This window comes from Buchnera aphidicola (Pterocomma populeum) (assembly GCF_049314985.1).
GTDB lineage: Bacteria > Pseudomonadota > Gammaproteobacteria > Enterobacterales > Enterobacteriaceae > Buchnera > Buchnera aphidicola_BQ.
This window is the reverse complement of sequence record NZ_CP186013.1, coordinates 283,660-308,635: the sequence shown is the minus strand read 5'-3', so window position 1 is coordinate 308,635 and position 24,976 is coordinate 283,660. Positions and strand designations below refer to the sequence as shown.

23 protein-coding genes, 1 tRNA gene and 1 pseudogene are annotated in these 24,976 nt (G+C 23.2%); 3 read left to right on the top strand and 22 right to left on the bottom strand.

Going from position 1 to position 24,976, the window contains the following annotated elements:
- Window positions 1–93: 93 nt before the first annotated feature.
- Window positions 94–1,140, bottom strand: a complete 1,047-nt coding sequence (locus ACOI1G_RS01640) for a 3-deoxy-7-phosphoheptulonate synthase (RefSeq protein ID WP_422667082.1) — start codon at window positions 1,138–1,140, stop codon at window positions 94–96.
- Window positions 1,141–1,385: 245 nt separating this feature from the next.
- Complete coding sequence (gene ydiK / locus ACOI1G_RS01635) at window positions 1,386–2,459, bottom strand: AI-2E family transporter YdiK (protein WP_422667081.1); 1,074 nt, start codon at window positions 2,457–2,459, stop codon at window positions 1,386–1,388.
- A 255-nt stretch (window positions 2,460–2,714) separates the two neighbouring features.
- Between ydiK and ACOI1G_RS01630 the strand changes: the two genes are divergently transcribed.
- A complete protein-coding gene (locus ACOI1G_RS01630) occupies window positions 2,715–3,098 on the top strand; it encodes a HesB/IscA family protein (RefSeq protein WP_422667080.1) in 384 nt (127 codons plus the stop codon).
- On the opposite strand, the gene tyrS is transcribed toward ACOI1G_RS01630, so the two are convergent.
- From tyrS to ACOI1G_RS01580, 10 genes and pseudogenes are all read right to left on the bottom strand, one after another.
- The gene (gene tyrS, locus ACOI1G_RS01625; protein WP_422667079.1) at window positions 3,095–4,372 is read right to left on the bottom strand and encodes a tyrosine--tRNA ligase; all 1,278 of its coding nucleotides are present in this window, start codon (window positions 4,370–4,372) and stop codon (window positions 3,095–3,097) included. The two genes, ACOI1G_RS01630 and tyrS, sit on opposite strands and share 4 nt — an antisense overlap.
- A 140-nt stretch (window positions 4,373–4,512) precedes the next feature.
- Entirely contained in the window at window positions 4,513–6,699 is a 2,187-nt protein-coding gene (gene priA, locus ACOI1G_RS01620; RefSeq protein WP_422667078.1) for a replication restart helicase PriA, read from the bottom strand.
- Between the two features lie 57 nt (window positions 6,700–6,756).
- Complete coding sequence (gene nth / locus ACOI1G_RS01615) at window positions 6,757–7,389, bottom strand: endonuclease III (protein WP_422667077.1); 633 nt, start codon at window positions 7,387–7,389, stop codon at window positions 6,757–6,759.
- Window positions 7,386–8,087 carry an electron transport complex subunit E gene (locus ACOI1G_RS01610; protein WP_422667076.1) on the bottom strand — a complete coding sequence of 234 codons (702 nt, stop codon included), beginning with the start codon at window positions 8,085–8,087 and terminating at the stop codon, window positions 7,386–7,388. The genes nth and ACOI1G_RS01610 overlap by 4 nt, the downstream gene beginning before the upstream one ends.
- Window positions 8,084–8,719, bottom strand: coding sequence for an electron transport complex subunit RsxG (gene rsxG / locus ACOI1G_RS01605; protein ID WP_422667075.1), 636 nt, complete (start codon window positions 8,717–8,719; stop codon window positions 8,084–8,086). Before rsxG ends, ACOI1G_RS01610 begins: the two co-directional genes overlap by 4 nt.
- On the bottom strand, window positions 8,700–9,746 hold the full coding sequence (locus tag ACOI1G_RS01600) for an RnfABCDGE type electron transport complex subunit D (protein WP_422667074.1): 1,047 nt from the start codon (window positions 9,744–9,746) through the stop codon (window positions 8,700–8,702). Before ACOI1G_RS01600 ends, rsxG begins: the two co-directional genes overlap by 20 nt.
- 10 nt (window positions 9,747–9,756) lie before the next feature.
- Window positions 9,757–11,193: pseudogene (rsxC, locus tag ACOI1G_RS01595) on the bottom strand (electron transport complex subunit RsxC); the annotation flags it as partial.
- Window positions 11,194–11,265: 72 nt separating this feature from the next.
- A complete protein-coding gene (gene rsxB, locus ACOI1G_RS01590; protein ID WP_422667585.1) occupies window positions 11,266–11,799 on the bottom strand; it encodes an electron transport complex subunit RsxB in 534 nt (177 codons plus the stop codon).
- 11 nt (window positions 11,800–11,810) lie between these two features.
- The gene (rsxA, locus tag ACOI1G_RS01585) at window positions 11,811–12,392 is read right to left on the bottom strand and encodes an electron transport complex subunit RsxA (protein ID WP_422667073.1); all 582 of its coding nucleotides are present in this window, start codon (window positions 12,390–12,392) and stop codon (window positions 11,811–11,813) included.
- A gap of 19 nt (window positions 12,393–12,411) precedes the next feature.
- On the bottom strand, window positions 12,412–13,038 hold the full coding sequence (locus ACOI1G_RS01580) for a riboflavin synthase subunit alpha (RefSeq protein ID WP_422667072.1): 627 nt from the start codon (window positions 13,036–13,038) through the stop codon (window positions 12,412–12,414).
- Between the two features lie 216 nt (window positions 13,039–13,254).
- Here ACOI1G_RS01580 and ACOI1G_RS01575 point away from each other — a divergent pair.
- Together ACOI1G_RS01575 and tilS are read left to right on the top strand one after the other, a co-directional pair.
- Window positions 13,255–13,328 (top strand) — tRNA-Val (locus ACOI1G_RS01575).
- 50 nt (window positions 13,329–13,378) lie between these two features.
- On the top strand, window positions 13,379–14,710 hold the full coding sequence (gene tilS / locus ACOI1G_RS01570; protein ID WP_422667568.1) for a tRNA lysidine(34) synthetase TilS: 1,332 nt from the start codon (window positions 13,379–13,381) through the stop codon (window positions 14,708–14,710).
- Here the strand turns inward: tilS and metG are convergent.
- The 10 genes from metG to hisD form a co-directional block, all read right to left on the bottom strand.
- On the bottom strand, window positions 14,699–16,330 hold the full coding sequence (metG, locus tag ACOI1G_RS01565; protein ID WP_422667567.1) for a methionine--tRNA ligase: 1,632 nt from the start codon (window positions 16,328–16,330) through the stop codon (window positions 14,699–14,701). The two genes, tilS and metG, sit on opposite strands and share 12 nt — an antisense overlap.
- Before the next feature lie 90 nt (window positions 16,331–16,420).
- A complete protein-coding gene (gene dcd, locus ACOI1G_RS01560) occupies window positions 16,421–17,002 on the bottom strand; it encodes a dCTP deaminase (protein ID WP_422667566.1) in 582 nt (193 codons plus the stop codon).
- Between the two features lie 135 nt (window positions 17,003–17,137).
- Entirely contained in the window at window positions 17,138–18,550 is a 1,413-nt protein-coding gene (gene gndA, locus ACOI1G_RS01555) for an NADP-dependent phosphogluconate dehydrogenase (RefSeq protein ID WP_422667565.1), read from the bottom strand.
- A gap of 250 nt (window positions 18,551–18,800) precedes the next feature.
- On the bottom strand, window positions 18,801–19,412 hold the full coding sequence (gene hisIE / locus ACOI1G_RS01550; RefSeq protein ID WP_422667564.1) for a bifunctional phosphoribosyl-AMP cyclohydrolase/phosphoribosyl-ATP diphosphatase HisIE: 612 nt from the start codon (window positions 19,410–19,412) through the stop codon (window positions 18,801–18,803).
- The gene (gene hisF / locus ACOI1G_RS01545) at window positions 19,406–20,182 is read right to left on the bottom strand and encodes an imidazole glycerol phosphate synthase subunit HisF (RefSeq protein ID WP_422667563.1); all 777 of its coding nucleotides are present in this window, start codon (window positions 20,180–20,182) and stop codon (window positions 19,406–19,408) included. The genes hisIE and hisF overlap by 7 nt, the downstream gene beginning before the upstream one ends.
- The gene (hisA, locus tag ACOI1G_RS01540) at window positions 20,164–20,901 is read right to left on the bottom strand and encodes a 1-(5-phosphoribosyl)-5-[(5-phosphoribosylamino)methylideneamino]imidazole-4-carboxamide isomerase (RefSeq protein ID WP_422667562.1); all 738 of its coding nucleotides are present in this window, start codon (window positions 20,899–20,901) and stop codon (window positions 20,164–20,166) included. The genes hisF and hisA overlap by 19 nt, the downstream gene beginning before the upstream one ends.
- A 4-nt stretch (window positions 20,902–20,905) precedes the next feature.
- Window positions 20,906–21,499 (bottom strand): imidazole glycerol phosphate synthase subunit HisH, encoded by a 594-nt coding sequence (gene hisH / locus ACOI1G_RS01535; protein WP_422667561.1) that lies wholly within the window; start codon window positions 21,497–21,499, stop codon window positions 20,906–20,908.
- Window positions 21,500–22,567: a bifunctional histidinol-phosphatase/imidazoleglycerol-phosphate dehydratase HisB gene (hisB, locus tag ACOI1G_RS01530; protein WP_422667560.1), complete on the bottom strand. Its 1,068-nt coding sequence runs from the start codon at window positions 22,565–22,567 to the stop codon at window positions 21,500–21,502. It lies immediately after the preceding gene.
- A 7-nt stretch (window positions 22,568–22,574) separates the two neighbouring features.
- Window positions 22,575–23,666 carry a histidinol-phosphate transaminase gene (hisC, locus tag ACOI1G_RS01525; RefSeq protein WP_422667559.1) on the bottom strand — a complete coding sequence of 364 codons (1,092 nt, stop codon included), beginning with the start codon at window positions 23,664–23,666 and terminating at the stop codon, window positions 22,575–22,577.
- Window positions 23,663–24,970 carry a histidinol dehydrogenase gene (hisD, locus tag ACOI1G_RS01520; RefSeq protein ID WP_422667558.1) on the bottom strand — a complete coding sequence of 436 codons (1,308 nt, stop codon included), beginning with the start codon at window positions 24,968–24,970 and terminating at the stop codon, window positions 23,663–23,665. Before hisD ends, hisC begins: the two co-directional genes overlap by 4 nt.
- Window positions 24,971–24,976 lie beyond the last annotated feature (6 nt).

Genomic DNA, 24,976 nt, shown 5'->3' with positions numbered 1-24,976 from the left:
TTATTAGAATATCTTTTATTTATTTTTAAAATATTATATTTTTAAAAAAAATAATACAAAAATGCTAGTCAAATGTTTGACTAGCACAAAATATTAAAAACGAGTATCTACAGCATCTGCTAATTGATTAATAATAGTGATACTATCTTTCCAGTTTAAACACGCATCAGTAATAGACTTACCATATATTAATGGTTGATTAGGTATTACTGTTTGAGAGCCTTCTTCTAAAAAGCTTTCAATCATTACACCAAATATAGATTTTTCACCTTCAATAATTTGATTCGAAACAGATTCTGAAACATTTTTTTGACGTATGTGTTCTTTTAAACAATTTCCATGGCTAAAATCAATCATTAAATATTCTAATAAATTAAATTCACGTAAATATTGCACTGCTGAAGTAATATCTTCTGTATGATAATTAGGTGTACGACCACCACGCATAATAATATGACCATATGGATTGCCACTAGTATGATTAATAGTCATTTGTCCATTTTTATTTGGTGCTAAAAATAAATGACATGCTTTTGCAGCACGAATAGCATCAATAGCAATCAATATATTTCCATCAGTACCATTCTTAAAACCAACAGGACAAGAAAGGGCCGAAGCCATTTCTCTATGAATTTGACTTTCAGTAGTTCTAGCACCAATTGCACCCCAACTAATAAGATCTGCAATAAATTGACCAATGACCATATCTAAAAATTCTGTTGCAGCAGGCATTCCTAATGCGTTAATATCTAATAATAATTTACGAGCTATCGCTAATCCATGATTAACGCGAAAACTACCATTTAAATCTGGATCTGAAATTAACCCTTTCCAACCAACCACTGTTCTTGGTTTTTCAAAATAAGTACGCATTATAATTTCAAGACGATCTTGATATTTTATACGTAATTCATTTAATTTATATGCATATTCTACTGCAGCAATAGGATCATGAACGGAACATGGTCCTATGACAACAAGTAATCGTGAATCTTGTCCAGTCATAATACGCGCAATATTTTGCCTGGTTTTGATAACATTATCCATAATATCTGAAGTAATAGCATATTCTTTAGCCAATTCAGATGGAGTAATTAAAGGATCCATTCTTATTGTACGGAGTTCATCTGTTTTTTTCATTTTTTTCTCCAAATGAATTTTTATTCTAAAAAATAGCAAAATATAATTAAAATTGCGACAAAATAAATCATCAAAAAAATTAATTCATAAGAAATAAAAATGATTAATATTTTATAAAATACTAATTAATTATCTTTTATATTGTTGTCATATAGATATGATTTAATATATCACAACATATCATGCAATTTTTTTAATAAATTTATATAATATTAATATTATTATTTTTTCAATTGATTCTAAAATTACTTTTTTTCTGAAAAAGATGGTATGGGTATACCATACATCCAAGATATTAATAAACGATAAGATACAACCAATACGACTGGTCCAATAAATAAACCAATTGTTCCAAAAGCAATTAAACCGCCAACAACACCAAATAAAATTAACAAGATAGGTAAATCCGCTCCCATTCGTATTAATAATGGTCTCATTATATTATCTAATATGCATAATAAACTACTCCAAACTAATAAAGCAGTACCCCAAGCAGAATAATTATTCCAATATAACCATACAATAGATGGAATTAAAATTGGTAATGGTCCTAATTGTAAAACACAAGAAAATATGATTAATATCATTACTAACGTCCAATATGGCACACCTGCAATTAATAATCCTATTCCAGATAATACAGCTTGAATTATAGCTGTTACTAACACGCCAGATGCAACAGCTCTTACAGATTGAACAGATAAATCAACAATAGCATGACCATGCTTTATACTCACTCGGTGAGCTAAATCACGAATAGAATTAGTAACTTTTTCTCCATTCCAATATAATACAACACTAAAAAATAACATTAATAATAAATAAAAAATAAAAAATCCAAAATTTTTTGCTTGAATAATGAGAAATTCAGTAGTGCGTGCCATATAAGGTTTTATTTCATGTAATAATTCACCTCCATCACCATCTAATAATTCTTGATAACTGATAAAAAATTTTTTTCCAATAATAGGAATATCTTGTAACCAAATTAATTCCGGAAATTCTACGATATTAGAACTAAACCAATGTACGAAGGGTATGCTAGTTTCCACAAGGCTATTAATTAAGAAAACGATAGGAATGATAAAAAGTAGTAATAGTATTGTCATTGTAATTATGATAGCAATACATCTTTTACCACCAAATAATTTTTGTATTTTTAACATTATTGGCCAAGTAATAATAACAATCATACCTGACCAGGAAAAAATTAAAATAAATGGACGCATGACTAAAAAACTTGCAAAACCTATAGCAACAATAAATATCAGTGATAAAATAGACTGCGATAAATCCATATTTTCTTTGGGATTTTGCATATAATTATTTCACCTCAGTATTTCATATTATAAATAGTTTATATAAAATTTATCTTTTTTGAGAAAAAATTAACTGCAAAAATTTTATAAAAAATGTTTATTTTTAGTCACAGAGACTATTATTAATATTCAATTTATTATAGTCTTAGATGTAAAAATAATTATAACATCAAATTTTATAAAAATAATGAATAAAAAATAATATTATAAAAAATATTAAATATATCCTAATAATAATTAATCAGAGATATCTATATGAAAGTAGAAAATATTAATATCCAATTATTTAATCCAAAAAAAATAAAAAATATTACTATAACCGAGACAGCAATTAAACAAATAACATTTTTATTAAATTTGGATGTTAATAATAAAGGGATTAGAATTGGTATAAAAAAATCAGGATGCGCGGGATTTCGATATACTATGGAAATAGTAAAAAAAGAAAAAAAAGAAGATATAATTACTTCTATTAATAATATCTTGATATATATTAATACCGATCATATACATATAATAGATGGAATAAAAATAGATTTTATAAAAAATAATATTAATAAAATATTCAAATTTTATAATAAAAAATTCAATCATTTATGTGGATGTGGTGAAAGTTTTTCTATGAATATGTTAAACTAAGTATATTTCCAACAAATTAAACAATGATTTTTTTTACCTTTAGATAATAAAGTAAACTTATTAAAAAGCTTATCAGAAGATATAAAAACATAATTGATATTAATATTTTTACAAGTATTAATAGAAATAGAATTAGATTGAATTAAATTTTTAGATTGAGTTCTAGATTTTGAAAAAGAACATAATATTAATGCATCTTGCAAATCTTTAATCATAGATACTTGAATAGAAGGAATACCATCTTGTTCTAGCTGTTGAAAATCTAATTCTGTAATTGAATGAATATTTTTAAAAAAAAGACATTCAGTAATTCTCTCAACAGCTAATAAATTTTTTTTACCATGTACTAAACTAGTTATATTTTTAGCAAGAAAAGATTTATCATCTATAATTCGGTTATTTATATTATTTTCTTTTTCTAACAATTCAATTTTTGAAACTTTCTCAAAAGTAAACAATTTTAAGAAGTAATATACGCTACTATCATCAATATTCATCCAAAATTGATAAAACTTATAAGGACTAGTTTTTTTTGCATCTAACCAAATAGTATCAGATTCTGTTTTTCCAAATTTAATGCCATTCGATTGAATAAGAAGCGGAACTGTTAAACCATATACTGTTTTATTTAATACTTTATGGATTAAATGCATGCCTGAAGAAATATTACCCCATTGATCAGATCCACCAATCTGAAGACATACTTTATGTCTTTGATATAATATAAGAAAATCATATGCTTGTAATAAACTATAAGAAAATTCAGTAAAAGAGATACCCTGATCAACTCTAGTAATTCGTTGTTTTACTGAATCACGATTAATCATGGTATTAATTGAAAAATATTTACCTGTATCACGTAAAAATGATAATAAATTAATATTTTTAAACCAACTATCATTATTTAAAATACGTGCACTATTTGTACCACAGTTAAAATCTAAAAAAGAAGAAATTTGTTTAATTATTTTTTGTATCCATATATCAATATTATGATTAATATTACATATTCGTTCTTTATTTTTAAAACTTGGATCTCCAATTAGACTAGTTGCACCACCAATTACAATTATCGGTCTATGACCATTTTTTTGAAATCTTTTTAAAGTAATTAGCAATATAAGATGACCTATGTGCAAACTATCAGCTGTAGGATCAAAACCGCAATATAGAGAAATACATTTTTTATTAATAATATTATTAAGTTTCTCTTCATTTGTAATATACGATATTAATTGTCTATTATGCAATTCATTTAAAAATTTAGATTGCATGGCGAAAACTCCACTTTTAATATATTTTATTTAAATATTTTGATTTTTAAAATATATTATATCTAAAATAATCATAAGTTCAATTAATAAAAATAATAAAATATAATCATAAATTATGATTATTAATTATTTTTATTAATTTATTTATTATCTATATCTACAAACCATTGAACTTTTCTAAATATAGAAAAATAACTTATAAAACGCAAAGATTTTTGTAATAATTGGTGTAAATATGTTCGTGATGAATGCTGTATTAATAAATTATACGTAAAACCTTTTCTATATTTTGATAAAAAATAAGGATGAGGCCCTACTAACCATATTAAAGAATGATCTTTTTGAGAATACATTTTTAAAATAACACGCAAAAAAAATAAAAAATTAATACTATTTTCATTAGAAAAACTATAAGAACAAATAATGACCTGATAGCTCCAAGGCGGTAATAAAAACTTTTTTCGATATTGAAATATTTTATTAATTAAAGGAAAATAACCATAATTACACAAATTTAATAATTCTTTCTTATGAGGAAATGACGTTTGTATTAATATTTTTACTGTTTTCTCTATATTACTAACAATTTTATTTAAACCTATATAAAATTGAGAAAAATATTCAATAGATCTAAAATTAAAAGATAAAAAATAATGATCAATACATATTAAACTAATTAACTTGACATTAGGAAAAAAATAATATTGCGCTATATCTTCTGTCGTAATAATAATACATGGTATAGTAGAAGATAATCTAAAAAAATTTTCATTTAATTGTTTTTTAAAACATTTCTTATCATTTAAGAATATTAATAATATATTAGGAAAAATAAAACTAATTACTTTTTTTATATATTTTATATTAAAATTAAAAACAGTTAAAGAAAATAATTTACAAGAACAACAATAAATAGGTATAGAAATCTTAATTAAACAATATCTACATAACATTATTTGATTATATTGATCAATTTCATAATAATCATGACAAATATCACATTTCGCTCTCCATCCACAAAAACTACACATTAACCCAAAAAAAACAAAATTTAAATTATTAAAAATTAATAAAATTTGTTTTTTATTATTAATTATAGAATGCATTTCATTTATTAATGATAATGATAAAAAATATTTAATTTTTTCTTTTTTTAAATCAATTATTTTATATTGTACTTTATTATAAAAATGTTTAGAATTTATTTGAATAAAAAATAATTTTTTAAAAAACAAATTATATAATATTTTTAAAGATGGAGTATCAGAATCTAAAATTACTGGTATTTTTTCTTTAAATGCACGCAATATACCTATATCTCGCGCATTATATTTAAATATATGATTATTATTATAATATTTAATATTATTTTCTTCAAAAACAATTATTAAACCTAATTTAAAAAAAGGTAAAAAAACGCTTGTTCTAGTACCAATAATAATTTGATTTTTACCATCTTTAATAGACATCCATTTTTTTAAGTATTGAATATCTGTTAATTGTGAATGAATTATAACAATCGAAGTATCAAAATATAAATTTAAAAAATATATAATACGATTTATATATTTTATACATGGAATAAGAATTAAAATTTGACACTTTTGATTTAAAATCTTTTCCATTAATCCAATATAAAATTTTAATCGTGTATGTAAAGTACATTGTGTTAATAACCAACATGAAAAATCTTTTTTGTGAATAATTTTATTAATATAAAAAATTAATTTCTTATTTAAAAAAATATTTTTTTTACAAAAAAAAATATTTTTTATACTATATTGATCTTCTAGTAATATTTTTTCTATACATAATTCTTTAAGCTTTAATTGATTTAAAATAATACGAGATAGATTATATTGCTTTAATTCATAGCTTAAAATACTTCTTTTTTTTAAAAATAAAAGAGTTTCTAATTGTTTTTTTGCTTTTTTTAATGTATCGATATTTATAGATAATCCTTTTTTACTTATACTCCATTTAATTATATATTTTTTTGAAAAACATTTACCTTTACGTAAAAAAGTAGGCAAAATAGAAAAAAAAATATTACCTATCGGACAATAATAATAATTACTTAACCAAACTAATATATCTAGTAAAACATGAGTATAAAGTGATTTATGATCAATAACTGATATAATATGTTTATATTCTTCCATTTCTTCATTAACATGAGAATATATTGATAAAACAATACCTATTAAATTTTTTGAACGAAATGGAACTATAACACGACCACCAATTACTGGTATCATTGAATGAGGTATATAGTATTTAAAACACTGTCTAATAGGTAATGGTAAAACAACTATTGCAATACTCACTTATATATCCATAGAATTTATAATATTCATCTAAAATAAATATAATTAATAAATAATTCATATTACTTTTTGTTTAAATTCACATAAATCATATATTAAACATATATGACACTGTAAATTACGAGCTTTACAAATATACCTTCCATGTAAAACAAACCAAAAATGAATATTTAGCTTAAATCTTGATGGTACAACTTTTAATAACTTTTGTTCTACTATTTTAACATTTTTACCTTTAACAAAATTCATTCTATTACATACTCTAAATACATGCGTGTCCACAGCAATCGTTTTTTTTTTAAATAAAACATTTAATAAAATATTAGCAGTTTTTCTACCAATTCCAGGCAACTTTTCTAATTCATTACGGTTTTTGGGAATAATTCCATGATATTTATTAATTAATAAAAAAGAAGTTTTTATAATATTTAAAGATTTAATGTTATATAAACCAATTCTTCTAATATAATATTTAAGATTTTCTAAACCTAATTTTAATATTTTTTCTGGTGTATTAGCTATTTTAAATAATATCTTAGTTGTTTTATTCACCATTATATCAGTAGATTGAGCAGAAAGTATAATAGATAACAATAACTCAAAACTAGAAGAAAAAATTAATTCTGTTTTTGGATTAGGATTATTTTCATAAAATAATAATAAAATTTTATAGCGTTTTTTAGCATTCATAAACTCTCGTTTTTTATTGTATTTTTATGAATACATTGTTTGCAATTAAATATAATACGATCATTTTTATTAATATGAATATTAATCATATTTTTTAGAGCAATAATAAAACCTAATATCATAAAACCACCTGATGGTAAAATAGCTAAAATAATAGTATAATCTTGATGCAAAAAAGTCCAAAAATTATTTTTATCATATCCAATAAAAATTTTATTTATTCCAAAAAATAATGTTCCATGACCTAATAATTCTCGAATAGATCCTATAATAAACATAGCACAAGTAGATCCTAAACCTATAAACATACCATCAAATAAAGATACTAATATAGAACTTCTATAAGCAATAAAATCTGCACGTGCTACAATAATACAATTAGTTACTATTAATGGAATAAATATACCTAATGATTTATATAAATCAAATTGATAGGCGTGCAATAATATCTCCATACAAGTTACAATTGATGCAATAATAATCATATAAATCGGAATTCTAATTTCATGAGGAATATAATGCTTTAATATAGAAACAATTGAATTAGTCATCATTAATACTATTGTTGTAGTGATTCCTAATCCGATAGAATTTGTCACATTAGTTGTTATAGCTAAAACAGGACATAATCCTAATAATTGTACTAAAGAAGAATTATTTTTCCATATACGATCATATAAAAATTGTTTAAATTTCATGTTATTTTTTTTATCATTAATTTTAATGGTATCATTTTAATAAAAATCACTGTTCTATTGATAGCATTAGTAACCGCTTGAGGAGTAATTGTTGCTCCTGTAAATTGATCAATTTGACCACCATATTTCTTTAAAAAAAATTTTTTCTCTGATAAATGCAATACACGCATATTATTAAATTTACTAATCCAATTAGAAATAGAAATTTCAATTTTATCTCCAATACCTGGAGTTTCTTTATGAGATAATACCCTTACCCCAATAATTGTTCCATCAAAATATGCAGCTACTAAAAGATGAATAGAACCAGCATAACCATCAGGAGCAACACTTTCAACAGCTGCAGCTTGTTCTATTTTATTATTAAAAAATATCCATAAATTATGTATATTATTATCTCCTAATAATTTATTTTTTACTGTAAATTTTTTTTTTCTACAAGAAAAATATATTTTTTTAGGTATAATTTCTTTTAATAAAATCTTTTTTTCTTCTTGCGTATGTATTATAATATTTTTATTAGTTATATCATGTAAAAATACTGTTATAGAAATAAAAATAGTTGTAAAAATACTTAATAGTATAGAATGTTTTAAAATAATATTTTTTTTTTCATATATTTTTATTACCATACCCTGATAATCGAATAAAATAATCTATTAATGGAACTAGCATATTAGAAAATAATATAGAAAATGCAATTGAATCTGGATAAACACTATAATTACGCAAAATCCATACTAAAAAACCAATTATTATTCCTAATATAATACGACCGATATTACTACAAGCAGTTGTTACTGGATCTGTAGCAATAAAAAATGCACATATCATAGTTCCTCCAGATAATAAATGTACTGTAGGAGAAGTAAATAATTGTTGATTAAAAAACCATGTGATTGTAGATAAAAATCCTAAAGATATCAAAAAACTACATGGAATTCTCCAACAAATAACATTTTTATATAATAAAAAAAGACCACCAAATAAAAAACTAATATTAATCCATGTCCAACTTTTTTGTGCACTAATATTTTTATTAAATAACATAGACGTACTTAATACAGTATCATAATGAAAATGAGAGTTTATTCTTATATCATTTAAGGGAGTAGCCTGCGAAAAAAATTCAGGTACTATTGGTACAATACTGTTTTCTTTTACAGTATATATACTATTTTTGGAAAAAATAATATTAAAAGATTGTTGTACATTTTCAATTAATGAAAAAGAATTATTACTCTCCTTCCAATTAGTCATATATAAAGGAAAAGATACTAATAAAACTGCATACCCAAGCATTGCAGGATTAAAAATATTTTGTCCTATTCCACCATATAAGTGTTTAGCAATAATTATAGAAAAAAATAAACCAATAACAATAATCCACCAAGGTATAAAAGAAGGAAGACTTACACCAAATAAAACACCAGTTACAATTACAGAATAATCACATAAATATAATTTAAAATTTTTTCTACGTATTATTAAAATAATTATTTCAAATAATAAAGAAATTATTATAGAAAATAATATTTGTAATAATACATTTACTCCAAAAAAATAACATTTTGTACATATTCCTGGAATACAGGCAAATAAAACTAGAAACATTATCTTTTTAATACTATAAGATATATAAATATTAGGAAAATTCATTTTTTCTTCTTTATTTCTTTTGTTTAAATCGTTCTATTGCTTCTTTTATTTGTTCTTTTCTTATATTTTTTTTTATAATAATTTTTTCTTGTAATAATCTTTTTTTACGTATATTAAATCGAGATAAAGAAACATTTTTATAAATATTTTCTAAATCTATCATGTGGTGTATTTTTTTTTCATTTTTAAAATATTTTACTAAAGGAATGCGACTTGGACAAACTTTTTCACATACTTTACACTCAATACAATCAAAAACATGATATTCTTTTGTTTTAATATGATTTTTCGATTTACTATACCAATAAATTTGTTGAGGAAGTAAATTAACTGGACAAGATTGAGAACAATAACCACAACGAATACATGAATATTCAATATCTTCTTTATAAATCTTATTTTTATGAGTAATTAAAATACAATTTTTATCTTTTAATATAAAATCATTTAAATTAACAGTTCTTTTTCCTGTTAATGGACCACCTAAATATACTTGTATATCTAAAAAATTTTTATATTGCTGAGAATTTAAAATATGTTTTACTGATGTTCCTATTCTTATCCAAAAATTTCCAGGAAAAATACTTTTATCTCCATTTATTGTAATAATACGTTCAGTTAATGGTTCACCATTAATAATAGCTCTTTTAATTGCATAAATTGTAGCGATATTAAAAATCAAATAACCTATATCAACAGCATGCTGTCCTATTGGTATATCTCTTCCTGTTAACGCTTTAATAATAATTTTACTACTTCCTGCAGGATATTTATTCACTATAATAAATAATTTAAATAATGGTTCTTTTTTAATTAATAGACTAATTTTAGAAATTAATTCTATTTTATCTTCTTGAATAGCTATTAAAACTAATTTAACTTTTGAAATCCAGGCAATAATTTTACAACCGATTAATATTTCTTCAATATAATGAGACATTAAACAATAATCAGCAGTTACATAAGGTTCACTTTCTACTGCATTAACAATTAAAGTATGAACTTTTCCTAAACTAAGTAATAATTTTTCAGAAGAGATAAATGCGCCACCACCTAATCCAACAATACCAGATTGATAAATAATTTTTATTAACTTTTCAGGTGTATATTTTTCATAACATGAAAAACATTTTCGCTTAATCCAACGGTCTTTTTTATCAGATTTAATAACAATAGTAAGGTTATCTTGTTCAGGATAATTAATAGATGAATAAAAAATTATATCTTCTATCCATCCTGATGTCGGAGAATGAATAGGAGCAATATTATGATCACCAAAAATTAAAGGTTGTCCTCTTAAAATTTTTTGATGCAACTTAATTCGTAAACGTTTTTGTAAATTTATTCCATTTTTAATAGAAATAAAAAATTTTTCAGGTAAAAGTAGTTTTTTTAATGATAATTTTTTTAATTTATCAGAAGAATATAAAAATTTTAAACCACCTGAAAAATTATATTTTTTTTTATATTCATAAAATTATGTAATATAAACTTCCATTTTTTCTTTAATATAAAACTTTTAAAAAATTTTTTTATTATTAATATTATTATATTTTTCATGATTATTTTTTTTTATTGTAATACAATCAGTAGGACAATGTAATAAACAAATATTACAACCAGTACAAAAATCTTTCAAAATTGTATGCATATAATTAGGTGCTCCTACTATTGCATCTACTGGACAAAATGAAGCACATTTAGAACACCCTACACAATTATTTTCATCAATAACAACAATAGTATCAAATATTTTTTTTTTATTTTTTTTTACATTTTTTGATGATAATGTAATATTTAATAATTGTGAAATATTTAATATTACTTCCTCACCACCTGGAATACACTTATTAATTTTTTCTTTTTTTTGAATAATAGCATTTGCATAAGAATAACACCCAGAATAACCACATTGACCGCATTGACTTTGAGGAAAAAAATTATTTATTTTATCTATAATAGGATCTCTATCAACTTTAAATATATCCGCACTATAACTTAATATTATTCCTAAAAAAAAAGACAGTATACTAAATATTATAATCACTTTTATAATAAGCATAATTAATATTTTATCACACCTTGAAAACCCATAAATGAAATAGACATTAAACTAATAGTAATTAATGCAATAGGAGCTCCTTGAAAAATAAAAGGAACATCAGAAACAGTTACACGTTCACGTATACTAGAAAAAATAATCATAATAAAAGTATAACCAAAAGATGCACTTAATCCATAGAATATTGATTCTAAAAATGTATAATTTAAATAAAGACTAAATAATGGAATTGCTAAAACTGCACAATTCGTTGTAATTAAAGGTAAAAAAATACCAAGTATACGATATAATAAAGGACTCATTTTTCTTAAAAATAACTCTAAAAATTGAACAATAACAGCAATAATTAAAATATAAGATATAATTCTTAAATAAATAAGATTATATGGAACTAAAATATAATAATTAATTAACCATAAAATAGATGATGATAAAATAACAACAAAAGATGTTGCTAAACTCATACCAGTAGCATTTTTAATATTATTTGAAACTCCTATAAAAGGACATAATCCTAAAAACCGTACTAAAATAAAATTATCAATTAATACATTTGAAAAAAATAAGAAAAAATATTGTTTCACTAATTATTCCTATATTTAATTAATCTTTATTATCCACTCTATTTTTATTTATCCAATTTTCAGTTGTATCAACAATAATTTGAGTTTGTAAATCAATTTCAATGTTTATTACACTACCACATTTTTTACTTTTTATTGTAGTTCGTGATAAAGTTTCTGGAATTAAATTAACACAAAATTCATTATCAATAATCTTTCCAATAGTTAAGCTGATACCATCAAGACAAATAAAACCTCGATAAAAAAAATACTTCATCATCTTTTTATCATTTATTTTTAACCATAATGAATAATTTTTACCAGACTGTGATATTCTAGAAATTTCTGCTGTATTAAAGATATGACCAGATACTATATGACCTCCAATTTCATCTCCATACTTAGCAGATCTTTCAATGTTAATATAATCACCAAGACTTAAAAATTTCAAATTAGTATATTCTAAAGTTTCTTTCATAATATCAAAAAAATAATCTGAATTATGAATTGATTTTACTGTTAAACAACAGCCATTATTTGAAACTGAATCACCTATTTTTAATCCGCGAGTTAAAAAAGATGGAATACAAATACCATAGATATAAAAATTTTTTTCTTTTTGTATTGAAATTACTTTAGCTATTCCCTGAATAATACCTGTAAACATAAAACCTCTTGAATATTATATTATTATAAAAAATATTAAATATATAAATTATTTATCATTACTTTTAATAAATTTTTTAAAAAATATTAATTATATCTAACACTAATACTATACAAATATCATATTTTCAAATAAAATATTTGTATTTTTAAACAAAATTAATATATAATTCAATAGTTAATATATTTCTATCTAAAAAAATATTTTTTAATTTATACGTTCGTAACTCAACTGGTTAGAGTGCTACCATGACATGGTAGAAGTTGGTGGTTCAAATCCACTCGAACGTAAAAAATTTATCTTAAAATAATAATGTTATACTAATGGGACATTTAAAAATGTGATTAAAAATATTATTAAAAAATATAAAAATAAACTATTTTTAATAGCATATAGTGGAGGATTAGATTCTACAGTACTATTACATCAATTATTTTTAATTCAAAAAAATAATATACCTGATATGAAAATACGCGCCATTCATATTAATCATAATCTTTCTCCCTTTTCCAATCATTGGTTAAAACATTGTCAAAATAAATGTAAAAAATATAAAATACCATTAATTATTGAAAATATTCAAATTAATACAACAAAAAATAATCTTGAAGAACGGTTAAGAATAAAAAGATATCAAATATTTTATAAAAATTTATTAAATGATGAAATATTATTAACTGGGCATCATTTAAATGATCAATGTGAAACATTATTCTTATCTTTAAAAAGAGCTAGTGGACCCACTGGACTAGCAAGTATGTCAATAGAAAGTATGTTTGGAAAAAAAAAAATCATTCGACCATTATTAGAAAAAAATCGTAATGAATTAAAAAACTGGGCGTTATATCATAAATTAAAATGGATAGAAGATGAAAGTAATATAGACATTTTTTATGATCGTAATTTTATACGACATAAAATTATTCCTATTTTAGAAAAAAGATGGCCATATTTTTTAAAAAATTGTGCACATACAGCAAATATTTGTCGACAAGAAACAACTGTGTTAAATCAATTTCTTAAAGAAGATATTCAACAATATTTAACCTTAGATCAATCTTTAAAAATTAAATCTTTTAAACATATTAATCCTATTAAATGTCATTTAATAATCAGATATTGGATTTCCTTATATATAATTAAGATACCATCTTATAAAATTATTAGTAGTATTTATCAACAAATGATTCACGGTCGAATTGATTCTAATCCTAAAATTATTATTAATAACAATGAAATACGACGTTATAAAAATATTATATATTTAATTAAAACATCAATTAGCGTCAAAAAAATTATTTTATTTTGGCATAATACTAAAAAATATTTAATATTACCAAATAAATTAGGATATTTAAAACAAAATTATCAAGGATTATCTGTACCTGCTCCTAAAAAAAATGAATTAATTAATATTCGATTTCAATACGAAGGAAAAATATTAATTATAGGAAGAAATAAACGAAGAAAATTAAAAAAAATTTGGCAAGAAAAAAATATTCCTCCTTGGATACGCAATCAAATTCCACTTCTATTTTATAATAATCGTTTTATTAGCGCATTAGGAGTATTTGTTATTCAAACAAATAAACAAGAAGAAAAGATCTGGAAAATATCTTGGCAAAATGATATTTTATTAAATAAAAACAGTAATAAATACTTATTTATATAAAAAATCATTTATTTTTTCACTATTAATTCTTTCATATAAAAATTGAAATTTATTAATTTTATGAGATAGTAATGGTTTATCAATACTATTCCAAGTTAGTTCTATATTCAAAAAAATTTCTGTTTTTTTAGCTAAATTTGGTATTATAGGTTTTAAAAAAACCATAACTATTCTAAATAAATTAATTCCTAATGTAGAGATCATTTGTAATTTAACATTTGTTCGATTTTTTTTTGCCAAAATCCATGGTTTTTGTTCATTAATATACTGATTTGCTATATCTAACAGCATTATTACTTTTCGAATTACTGCACTAAAATTGCGATTTTCTAAAAAATTTTCAATATCTATTTTGGAATTGACAAAATATTGAAATAACTTTCTATTGTTCAATTCATATGATAAGTAATGATTAAAATTTTGATTAATAAAGCTAGCATTTCGCGCAGCTAAATTTACTAATTTATTCACAAGATCACTATTAATTTTATAAACAAAATCTTTTAAATTAATTTCAATATCATTAATATTATTAGACAATTTACTAGACAGATAATAACGTAAACTGTCAGAATCAAAATATTTAATCCAATCACTTGCTTTTAATAAACTACCACGTGACTTAGATAATTTTAATCCGTTCATTGTAAGATAACCATGTACAAAAATACCATTAGGTTTTCTAAAATTTGTTGCTTCTAATATTGAAGGCCAAAATAAAGTATGAAAATAAATAATATCTTTTCCAATAAAATGATATAATTCGTAATTTGATTTTTCACACCAAAAAGAATTAAAATTTAATTTTTTATTTTTATCACAAAGATTTTTAAAAGAACTAATATAACCAATAGGGGCATCTAACCATACATAAAAATATTTATTCAAAAAATGAGGAATTTTAAATCCAAAATAAGGAGCATCACGAGAAATACACCACTTTTTCAATCCTATTTTGAACCATTCTTCTGTTTTATTAATGATTGATTTTTCTAAAACACCTGAATAAATCCATTTTTCTAAAATAGATTTAAAATATGGTAAATTAAAATATAAATGTTGAGTTTTTTTTAAAATCGGATTTTTTCCAGATAATATAGAAACAGGATTAATTAAATCTATAGGTTCATAAGTAGCACTACATACTTCACAATTATCACCATATTGATCATTTGCCATACAATTAGGACAAGTACCTTTAATAAATCTGTCGGGTAAAAAAATATTTTTTTTATTATCATAAAATTGTGAAATTATTTTTTTTTCAATTAATCCTTTCTTATTTAGTTTAAAAAATATTTTATTTAAAAAATATTCATTTTCTTTACTATGAGTGGAATAATAATTATCATGAGAAATATTAAAGTTTAAAAAATCTTGTTTATGTTCTTTAAAAATAGTATTTATTAAATGCTCAGGAGAAATATTTAATTTTTCAGACTGAAGCATAATTGCCGTTCCATGTGCATCATCAGCAGAAATAAACCAAACTTCATGACCTCTCATTCTTTGATAACGAACCCAAATATCTGCTTGAATGTGTTCTAACATATGGCCTAGATGAAGTGAACCATTAGCATAAGGTAATGCACAAGTAACTAAAATTTTTCTATTAGGCATAATATTATATTTGTTTAAATAAAGAATATAATATACAAAATAATATCAATCGTAAACATTACTTTTATAAAAAATTTTTACTTAAAAATATTATTCTTCATTAATACGACTATATACCACTCCATTTTGTTGCTTATATTTTGCTTCACTACGAGCAGAATAAGGACGCGAAACTGATTTAGAAAGCATTTCAAAACTTAATGCTGCAATTTTCATATTAGGTTTTAATACTAATGTTAATTTTCCAGAATTAAAAATTTCAAGTACAATATTACCTTCCCATCCAGGATCAATCCGATGTGATGTTGCATGTACCATTAAACCTAAACGAGCTAGAGAAGAACGACCATCTAACCAACCAACTAAATTATTTGGAAGAATAATATTTTCCAGAGTAGAAGATAATACTAAAGTACCAGGTTGTAAAAAAAATGGTTTTTCTTTAGAAAAAACTATTTCTTCACTCATTACCTCAGATAATGATAATTCTACATTTTTTTTTGAAGCACTTAAATCAATGCATGCACTTTTATAATCATAAAAAATTCGAAACTTATTTCCAAGATGTATATCAACTGTAATACCATTAATTAATTTTTTTTTTGGATATGGTATAATTATTAATTCTTTTTTATTTAATAATTCTTCAATATCTATATCACATAAACGCATTATTACCCCTATTAAATTATTTTTTTAAAAATAATTTTTAAAATATTTACCGTAGTAATAAATATAGTTAAATATTATACAATTATGAAACAAAACATGTATTTACAAGAAATTAAATTTATTTTCTCATTTTTTTTATTTAATATCTTTCCAATGTGTGTGAAAAATACCATTTTTATCAATACGTTTATAAGTATGAGCTCCAAAATAATCTCTTTGAGCCTGAATTAAATTAGCAGGTAAAAATTCTTTTCGATAACCATCATAATATGAAATAGCTGAAGAAAAAGTAGGAATAGAAATACCACATTGTATAGAATATACTATAATATTACGTAAAGAACTTTCATACTCATTCGCAATTTTTGAAAAATAAGGAGTTAATAATAAATTAACAATATTTTTATCATCTTTATATGCATCCGTTATTTTTTGTAAAAAACTTGCTCTAATAATACATCCTGAACGAAATATTTTTGCAATATTACCTAAATTTAAATCCCAAGAATATTTCTTAGAAGCTCTGTTTAATAATGAAAATCCTTGTGCATAAGAAATTATCTTGCCAAGATATAAAGCTTTTCTTACTTCTTCAATAAATTTTTTAGTATTCTGAACATTAATATTTAATTTAGGTCCTTTTAAAATTTTTGAAGCAATTAAACGTTGTTCTTTCAAAGAAGACAAATAACGAGAAAAAACAGATTCAGTAATTAATGCTAAAGGCTCACGAAACTCTAAAGCACTAGTACTGATCCACTTCCCAGTATTTTTATCTTCGGCTTTATCTAAAATTATATCAATTAAATAATTTCCATCTTTATCTTTTTCTAAAAAAATATTTTTAGTAATATTTATTAAATAACTATTTAATTCACCTTTATTCCAATCATTGAAAATATCTGATAGTTCTTGATTATTTAAATGTAATATACTTTTTAATATAAAATATGATTCTGCAATTAATTGCATATCACCATATTCTATACCATTATGAACCATTTTAACATAATGACCTGCACCATCAGATCCAATATAACTAACACATGGTTCATTATTAAATTTAGCAGATATTTTTTTTAGCATAGGTGATATTAAAGAATATGCTTTTTTTGTTCCACCAGGCATAATAGAAGGACCATTTAATGCACCTGATTCTCCTCCAGAAACTCCCATACCAATAAAATGAATACCATTTTGAGATAGAGTATTATATCTTCGTATAGTATCTTTATAAAAAGTATTTCCCCCATCGATAATAATATCATCTTTTTTTAGATATAATAAAAGCTCTTTAATAGTTCTATCTGTAGCTTCACCTGCTTTTACCATAAGTAATATACATCTGGGTTGAATCAATGAATCTACAAAATCTTTAATAGAAAAATAAGGAAATAGTTTCTTTCCAATATTATTTTTAATAACTTCTTCTGTAACAATACCAGTCCGATTAAAAATAGATACAGTATAATTATGACTTTCAATATTTAAAGCTAAATTTCGTCCCATTACTGCCATTCCGACAACACCAATTTGTTGTTTGAACATATTATATTCCTTATTCAATATACTAAAATATTTATGTAATCTTTCTATTAGAATATATATTATGTATACATGAAATATATTCTATAATATAGACAAATAATTTTTTATAAAGTAAAATTTATTTATATAGTATTTTTTTTCAATATGTTTATCCTTTTAAATATTATTAAATTTTTTAAAATATAAATATATAATGAATATTTTTATTAATTAAAAAAATTTTTTTTCAAACATTCTCTTTTTATAAATATCATGCATGTCTTTTTTTTAAATTATTTATAATCATATTTAAATTTATATTTTGATTTTGTAATAATACCATAAGATGATAAATTAAATCTGACACTTCATTAATTAATTCTTTTTTATCATCTTGCATAGCAGCTAATATTGTTTCCACTGCTTCTTCACCTACTTTTTGTGCAATATATTTTGTACCTAATTGATATAATTTTTGTGTATAAGAATTTTTTTTATATATATTTTTTCTTTCATGTAATATTTTTTCTAATTCAAATAAAAACATTGAGTAATATTTTTTTGAAAAAAAACAACTTTTTTTATTTAAATGACATGTATGTCCATTAATAGAAACTAATATTAATAATGTATCATAGTCACAATCCGTACTAATTTCTATTACTTTTAAAAAATTTCCAGATTCTTCTCCTTTCGTCCATAAACGATTTTTAGTACGTGAATAAAAAGTAACTATACCTTCTTTTTGAGTTTTTAAAAATGCTTCTTGATTCATATAACCATGCATTAAAACCATATTAGATTGATAATCTTGAATGATTGTTGGCATCATCTTATTGGTTTTTAACCAATTAAGTTTTGATAAATCATTTTTATTTAACATTCTCTTACTTCGATTCCTTTTTTTATTAAAAATGCTTTTAAATATTTAATATCAATAATATTTTTATGAAAGACAGAGGCTGCTAATACTCCATCTGTATTCGCATAATATAATGCATCATAAAAATGCTCTACTGTTCCCGCTCCTCCTGATGCAATTAAAGGAACTTTACATACTTTTCTCATTTCTTGTAATTGTATTACATCATATCCATTCTGCAAACCATCTTGATTCATCATATTTAATACTATTTCACCTGCTCCATTGTTCTGAATTTTTTTTATCCAATCTATTGTCTTCCAGTTAGTTTGATAACTTTTTTTAATATCACCAGTATATTGATGAACCATATAACACTTTTTAATCTTATCAAACCATGAATCAATGCCAACAACTACACACTGAGTACCAAATCGATCTGCTATTTGAGTAATTAAATCAGGATTTATTAAAGCAGAAGAATTAATTGATATTTTATCTGCACCACAAGATAAAACATCTTGAGCATCTTTTACACTTTTAATACCACCTGCTACACAAAAAGGTATATTAATAACTTCAGAGATCTTTTTAATCCAATTTCTATTAACCAATTTGTTATTAGTAGATGCTGTGATATCATAAAATACTAATTCATCTATGCCTTCTTCCGTATATTTTGTAGCTAAAGAAAGAATATCACCCACTACCATATGATTTTTAAATTGTATACCTTTTACCACCATGTCGTTTTTCACGTCAAGACATGCTATTATTCGCTTTGCCAACATTTTAACGCCTCTTCTATGGTAAATTTATTTTCTAATAAACCACGGCCAATAATGATATTTTTTACTCCAGTATCTTTTAAATTAAAAATATCATTTAATGATCGAATACCGCCAGAAGATTGAATATTTAAATGTTTAAAATTTTTACAAATATCTATATATAATGGTATATTAGGCCCTAATAATGTTCCATCTCTAGATATATCTGTACATAATATATGTTTTAATTCAGTATCAGAAAAAAAATTTAATATCTCTTCTAAAGTAATATTAGTTTTTTTTTGCCAACCATGAATTAAAATATTTTTATTATTATAATCATCTATATTTATATCTAATGCTAAAACAATAGAGTCTGAACCATAAATAGATATCCATTTTTTTACTTCATTTTTATTTTCAATAACAGACGATCCAATAATTACTCGTTTTGCACCTAATGTTAAAAGTTGATCAATATCTTTTTCTTTTCTTATACCTCCACCTATTTGAATTGGAATAATATTATAAGAAATAATTTTTTTAAAAAATTTAAACTGTTTATTTTTACTATTTTGAGCTCCATCTAAATCAACTAAATGAATAATTTTGACACCTTTTTTACTGTAATATTGTAAATTATGATATAAATCTATATCATAATAAGTGATTTTTGAATAATTTCCTTGATATAAACGTACCACTCTGCTTTTTATAATATCAAATGCTGGAATAATCATATTATTATATCTCTATAAAATTTTTTAGTAATTGTGCTCCTACACTTCCAGATTTTTCGGGATGAAATTGTACACCAAAAAAATTATTTTTTTGTATAGCAGCACTAAAAAAAACTCCATAATTTGAATAAGCTAATGTATATTTATTAATTGGAACAATATAATTATGTACAAAATAAAATCTTGATCCTATTTTGATATTTTTAAATAATATATTTTTTTTATTAAAGATGACTTTATTCCATCCCATATGTGGTAATGGTAAATGATTAGATTTTAAAGGCTGAACAAAAGAATTTTTTAATATATCTAATGTATTAATACCTGATCCTTCTTTACTAAAACTACATAATAATTGCATTCCAAGACAAATTCCTAAAATAGGCTGTGTAATATTTCTAATAACATTTTCTAATTTATTTTTAGATAATCTTTTCATAACCGCAGAAGCAGTTCCAATACCTGGAATGATTATTTTTTTTGCACTAGATACTAGTGAAATATTTGATGTAATTGTAGTAGAATAACCCATTTTTTTTATTGCTATAGAGATTGATTGCAAATTAGCACACCCAGTATCTAATATAACTATATCCATTTATAAAATTCCTTTTGAACTAGGTATAGCATATCCATCTATTTTAATGGCTTGACGCAATGCTCTACCCAGTACCTTAAATAAACTTTCAGCACAATGATGATCATTCAATCCTTCACTAGATAAATGTAGTGTAATACCCATAGAATAACAAAAAGAATGAAAAAAATGTTCAATCATATTTGTACTTAAATCTCCTATTTTTTGATTATGAAAATTACATTTAAACTGAAAATATGGACGACCAGAAATATCTAACAAACAACTTGCTTTAGATTCATCCATCGGTAAGTGAAAACCAAAACGATGCAAACCTTTTTTTGAACCTAATGCTTGTAATAATGATTGGCCTAATACAATACCAGTATCTTCTACTGTATGATGATCATCAATTTTTAAATCACCTTGAACCATAATATTCATATAAATACCACTATGAAATGATAACTGTTCTAGCATATGGTTAAAAAAATTTATACCAGTATTAATATGACTTTTTTCATCTGAATCTAAGCTAATTTGTATATGTATTTTAGTTTCTTCTGTATTTCTTAGTATTTCACTATATCTATTTTTTTTAAGAATAAATTTAAAAATATCATTCCAATTACAAGTATCATCTTGATATTGAATTCCTGTAATGTTTATATTATGTGCCATCTCTATATCAGTTTTTCTATCTCCAATTACATAACTGTATTTTTTATCAATTATATTACTTTGTAACCATGGTGTTAATAATTTAATTTTTGGTTTTCTACAATCACATTTATCTTCTAAAAAATGAGGGCAAATTAAAATATCATCAAATATAATACCTTCTGAGCGAAAAATATCTAACATAAAAAAATGGGGAATGTTAAAATCCTCCATGGGAAAAGTACTTGTACCAAGACCATCTTGATTAGTAATCATAATCAATTTATAATTTAATTGAATTAATTTTAATAATGAAGAAATAACATTTTTTTTAAATATCAATTTATTTATGTTATCTACTTGGAAATTATCAGATGGTTCATCAATTAATGTTCCATCCCGATCAATAAATAAAATTTTTTCTTTCACTTATTCCTCATACAAGAATATTTTTCTGTAAACAAAATTTTTTAATTTCTGAAATAACACGAACACACTCAGTACGCGTTCCAATTGAAATTCTTATACAATTTTGAAGATATATCTTTTGATTTTGATTTCTTAAAATAATTCCACTGTTCCATAATTCTGTAAAAAGTTTCTCACACATATGAAATTTAACTAATATGTAATTAGCACTACTATCAAAAATTTTCTCTACACAAGAAAATATTTTTAATTGATTAGAAAACCAAATACGATTAGCATTTATTTCTAATACCCTATTGTTCATAGCTATCAAAGATTTTTTCTGTAAAGCTTGATATGCAATATCAGAAACTGGTATTGAAATAGGATATGGACTAATAACTTTATGTAAAATATCAATAACATCTTTATTCGCTAATAAAAAACCACATCTAATACCGGCTAAAGAAAATGCTTTAGATAATGTTCTTAAAATTACTAAATTTTTATGATTTTTTAAATCATTTACCATACTATTTTCTAAAGAAAATTCAATATAAGCCTCATCTACTATAATTAAAGATTTACCTAAAGTTATATCAAGTAAATCTATAATATCTTTCTTTGATATAATAGTACCAGTAGGATTATTAGGATTACATATATATATTAATTTAACTTGCTTAAGATTTAATTTAATATTTAATAAATCTAATTGCCATGTATTTTTTTTAGTTGGAATTTTTTTAATTTCAACACCAGCTATATCTGCAGTAATGTGATACATATCATAAGTTGGAGGACAGCAAATAATAATATCTTTTCCAGGTTCGCAAAATGCTTTAATTAACAACTCAATACCTTCATCTGCTCCTCTAGTCACTAAAATATTATTTGAATGAATATTAACAAAAGCAGAATAAGCAGCAATTAAATTTTTAGGTTGACCTTCTGGATAACGATTCCATTTTTTATTTTTTATTGAAAAAAATACTGGAACAGGAGATTCATTAGCATTTAAAAAAACATCACCTTTACCACCAATTCGTCTTGCAGATTGATAGGGTTTTAAAGATTTTATATTTTTTCTTACCAAATTTATAATATTATCTTGTTTCATATTGTTTCCTTGATCACATTCATTCGAACTTTTACAGCATTTGTATGTGCTTCTAATTTTTCTGCTGAAGATAAAACAATAAGAGAAGAAGATAATTTCATAAAAGCGGGATATGTTAATTCTTGTACTAATACACGCTTTTGAAAATCAGATACTCCTAATGCAGAATCAGTAGTAGATTTACCATATGTTGGTAAAACATGATTAGTTCCAGAAGCATAGTCACCTGCAGACTCAGGAGACCAAGGACCTAAAAAAATTGAACCTGCATTTGATATTTGATTTAATAGACATCTTGGATTTTCTGTTTGAATAATTAAATGTTCTGGTGCATACAAATTAGAAATTTGAACACATTCTAATAAATTTTTTACAATGATTATTTTACTATTTTTTAACGAATGTTTAATTATTTCTAGTCTAGATAAATGTTTATATTGCTGATTAAGAGATAAAATAACTTTTTTTGCTATATCTTCACTACAAGTAACAAAAATCACTTGAGAAGAAATATCATGTTCTAATTGAGATAAAAAATCTGCGGCAATAAAATCTGGATTGGCTGTATAATCAGCAATAATTAATAATTCTGATGGTCCTGCTAACATATCTATTGAAGGTCCGTTAAAAACAGTACTAACTTGCAGCTTTGCTTCTGTAACATATGCATTTCCAGGACCAAAAATCTTATCTACTTTAGGAATTGTCTGAGTACCACAAGAAAGAGCCGCAATAGCTTGTGCTCCACCAATTTGAAAAATTTTATTAACACCACACAGAGATGCAGTATATAATATTTCATCACTAATTGGTGGTGGAGAACATAAAATAATTTCTTTACATTTAGCAATTTTAGCAGGTATCGCTAACATTAAAACAGTTGAAAATAAAGGTGCAGTACCACCGGGTATATAAATACCAATAGAATTTAATGGAATATTAATTTGTTGACAACGTATACCAGATTGCGTTTCAATATCTATATTAGGCATTATCTGTGATTCATGAAAACACTCAATGTTATTTTTTGCAAGTAAAATTGCTTTTTTTAAATCTTTACTAATGCTTTTTTTGGCTAAATTAATTTTTTCAGAAGATATATCAAATGTTTTTAAGAAAATACCATCAAATAAAAACGTATATTCTTGAAGAGATTTATCGCCAAATTGATATATATTTTTAATAATTTTTTTTACTTTTTCTTTAAAAGTATTTTTTTGAATTAATATTGGTCGTAATAAAACTTTATTTTGTTCTTCTTTACTTAGCTTATTCCAGTAAATTATACTATCCATATATTTCATATAATT

Excerpts from the sequence above, each read along its gene's own strand:
- ACOI1G_RS01640 (WP_422667082.1), bottom strand. The coding sequence starts at position 1,140 with ATGAAAAAAACAGATGAACTCCGTACAATAAGAATGGATCCTTTAATT.
- ydiK (WP_422667081.1), bottom strand. The coding sequence starts at position 2,459 with ATGCAAAATCCCAAAGAAAATATGGATTTATCGCAGTCTATTTTATCA.
- ACOI1G_RS01630 (WP_422667080.1), top strand. The coding sequence starts at position 2,715 with ATGAAAGTAGAAAATATTAATATCCAATTATTTAATCCAAAAAAAATA.
- tyrS (WP_422667079.1), bottom strand. The coding sequence starts at position 4,372 with ATGCAATCTAAATTTTTAAATGAATTGCATAATAGACAATTAATATCG.
- nth (WP_422667077.1), bottom strand. The coding sequence starts at position 7,389 with ATGAATGCTAAAAAACGCTATAAAATTTTATTATTATTTTATGAAAAT.
- ACOI1G_RS01610 (WP_422667076.1), bottom strand. The coding sequence starts at position 8,087 with ATGAAATTTAAACAATTTTTATATGATCGTATATGGAAAAATAATTCT.
- rsxG (WP_422667075.1), bottom strand. The coding sequence starts at position 8,719 with ATGGTAATAAAAATATATGAAAAAAAAAATATTATTTTAAAACATTCT.
- ACOI1G_RS01600 (WP_422667074.1), bottom strand. The coding sequence starts at position 9,746 with ATGAATTTTCCTAATATTTATATATCTTATAGTATTAAAAAGATAATG.
- ACOI1G_RS01580 (WP_422667072.1), bottom strand. The coding sequence starts at position 13,038 with ATGTTTACAGGTATTATTCAGGGAATAGCTAAAGTAATTTCAATACAA.
- metG (WP_422667567.1), bottom strand. The coding sequence starts at position 16,330 with ATGCCTAATAGAAAAATTTTAGTTACTTGTGCATTACCTTATGCTAAT.
- dcd (WP_422667566.1), bottom strand. The coding sequence starts at position 17,002 with ATGCGTTTATGTGATATAGATATTGAAGAATTATTAAATAAAAAAGAA.
- gndA (WP_422667565.1), bottom strand. The coding sequence starts at position 18,550 with ATGTTCAAACAACAAATTGGTGTTGTCGGAATGGCAGTAATGGGACGA.
- hisIE (WP_422667564.1), bottom strand. The coding sequence starts at position 19,412 with ATGTTAAATAAAAATGATTTATCAAAACTTAATTGGTTAAAAACCAAT.
- hisF (WP_422667563.1), bottom strand. The coding sequence starts at position 20,182 with ATGTTGGCAAAGCGAATAATAGCATGTCTTGACGTGAAAAACGACATG.
- hisA (WP_422667562.1), bottom strand. The coding sequence starts at position 20,901 with ATGATTATTCCAGCATTTGATATTATAAAAAGCAGAGTGGTACGTTTA.
- hisH (WP_422667561.1), bottom strand. The coding sequence starts at position 21,499 with ATGGATATAGTTATATTAGATACTGGGTGTGCTAATTTGCAATCAATC.
- hisC (WP_422667559.1), bottom strand. The coding sequence starts at position 23,666 with ATGAAACAAGATAATATTATAAATTTGGTAAGAAAAAATATAAAATCT.
- hisD (WP_422667558.1), bottom strand. The coding sequence starts at position 24,970 with ATGAAATATATGGATAGTATAATTTACTGGAATAAGCTAAGTAAAGAA.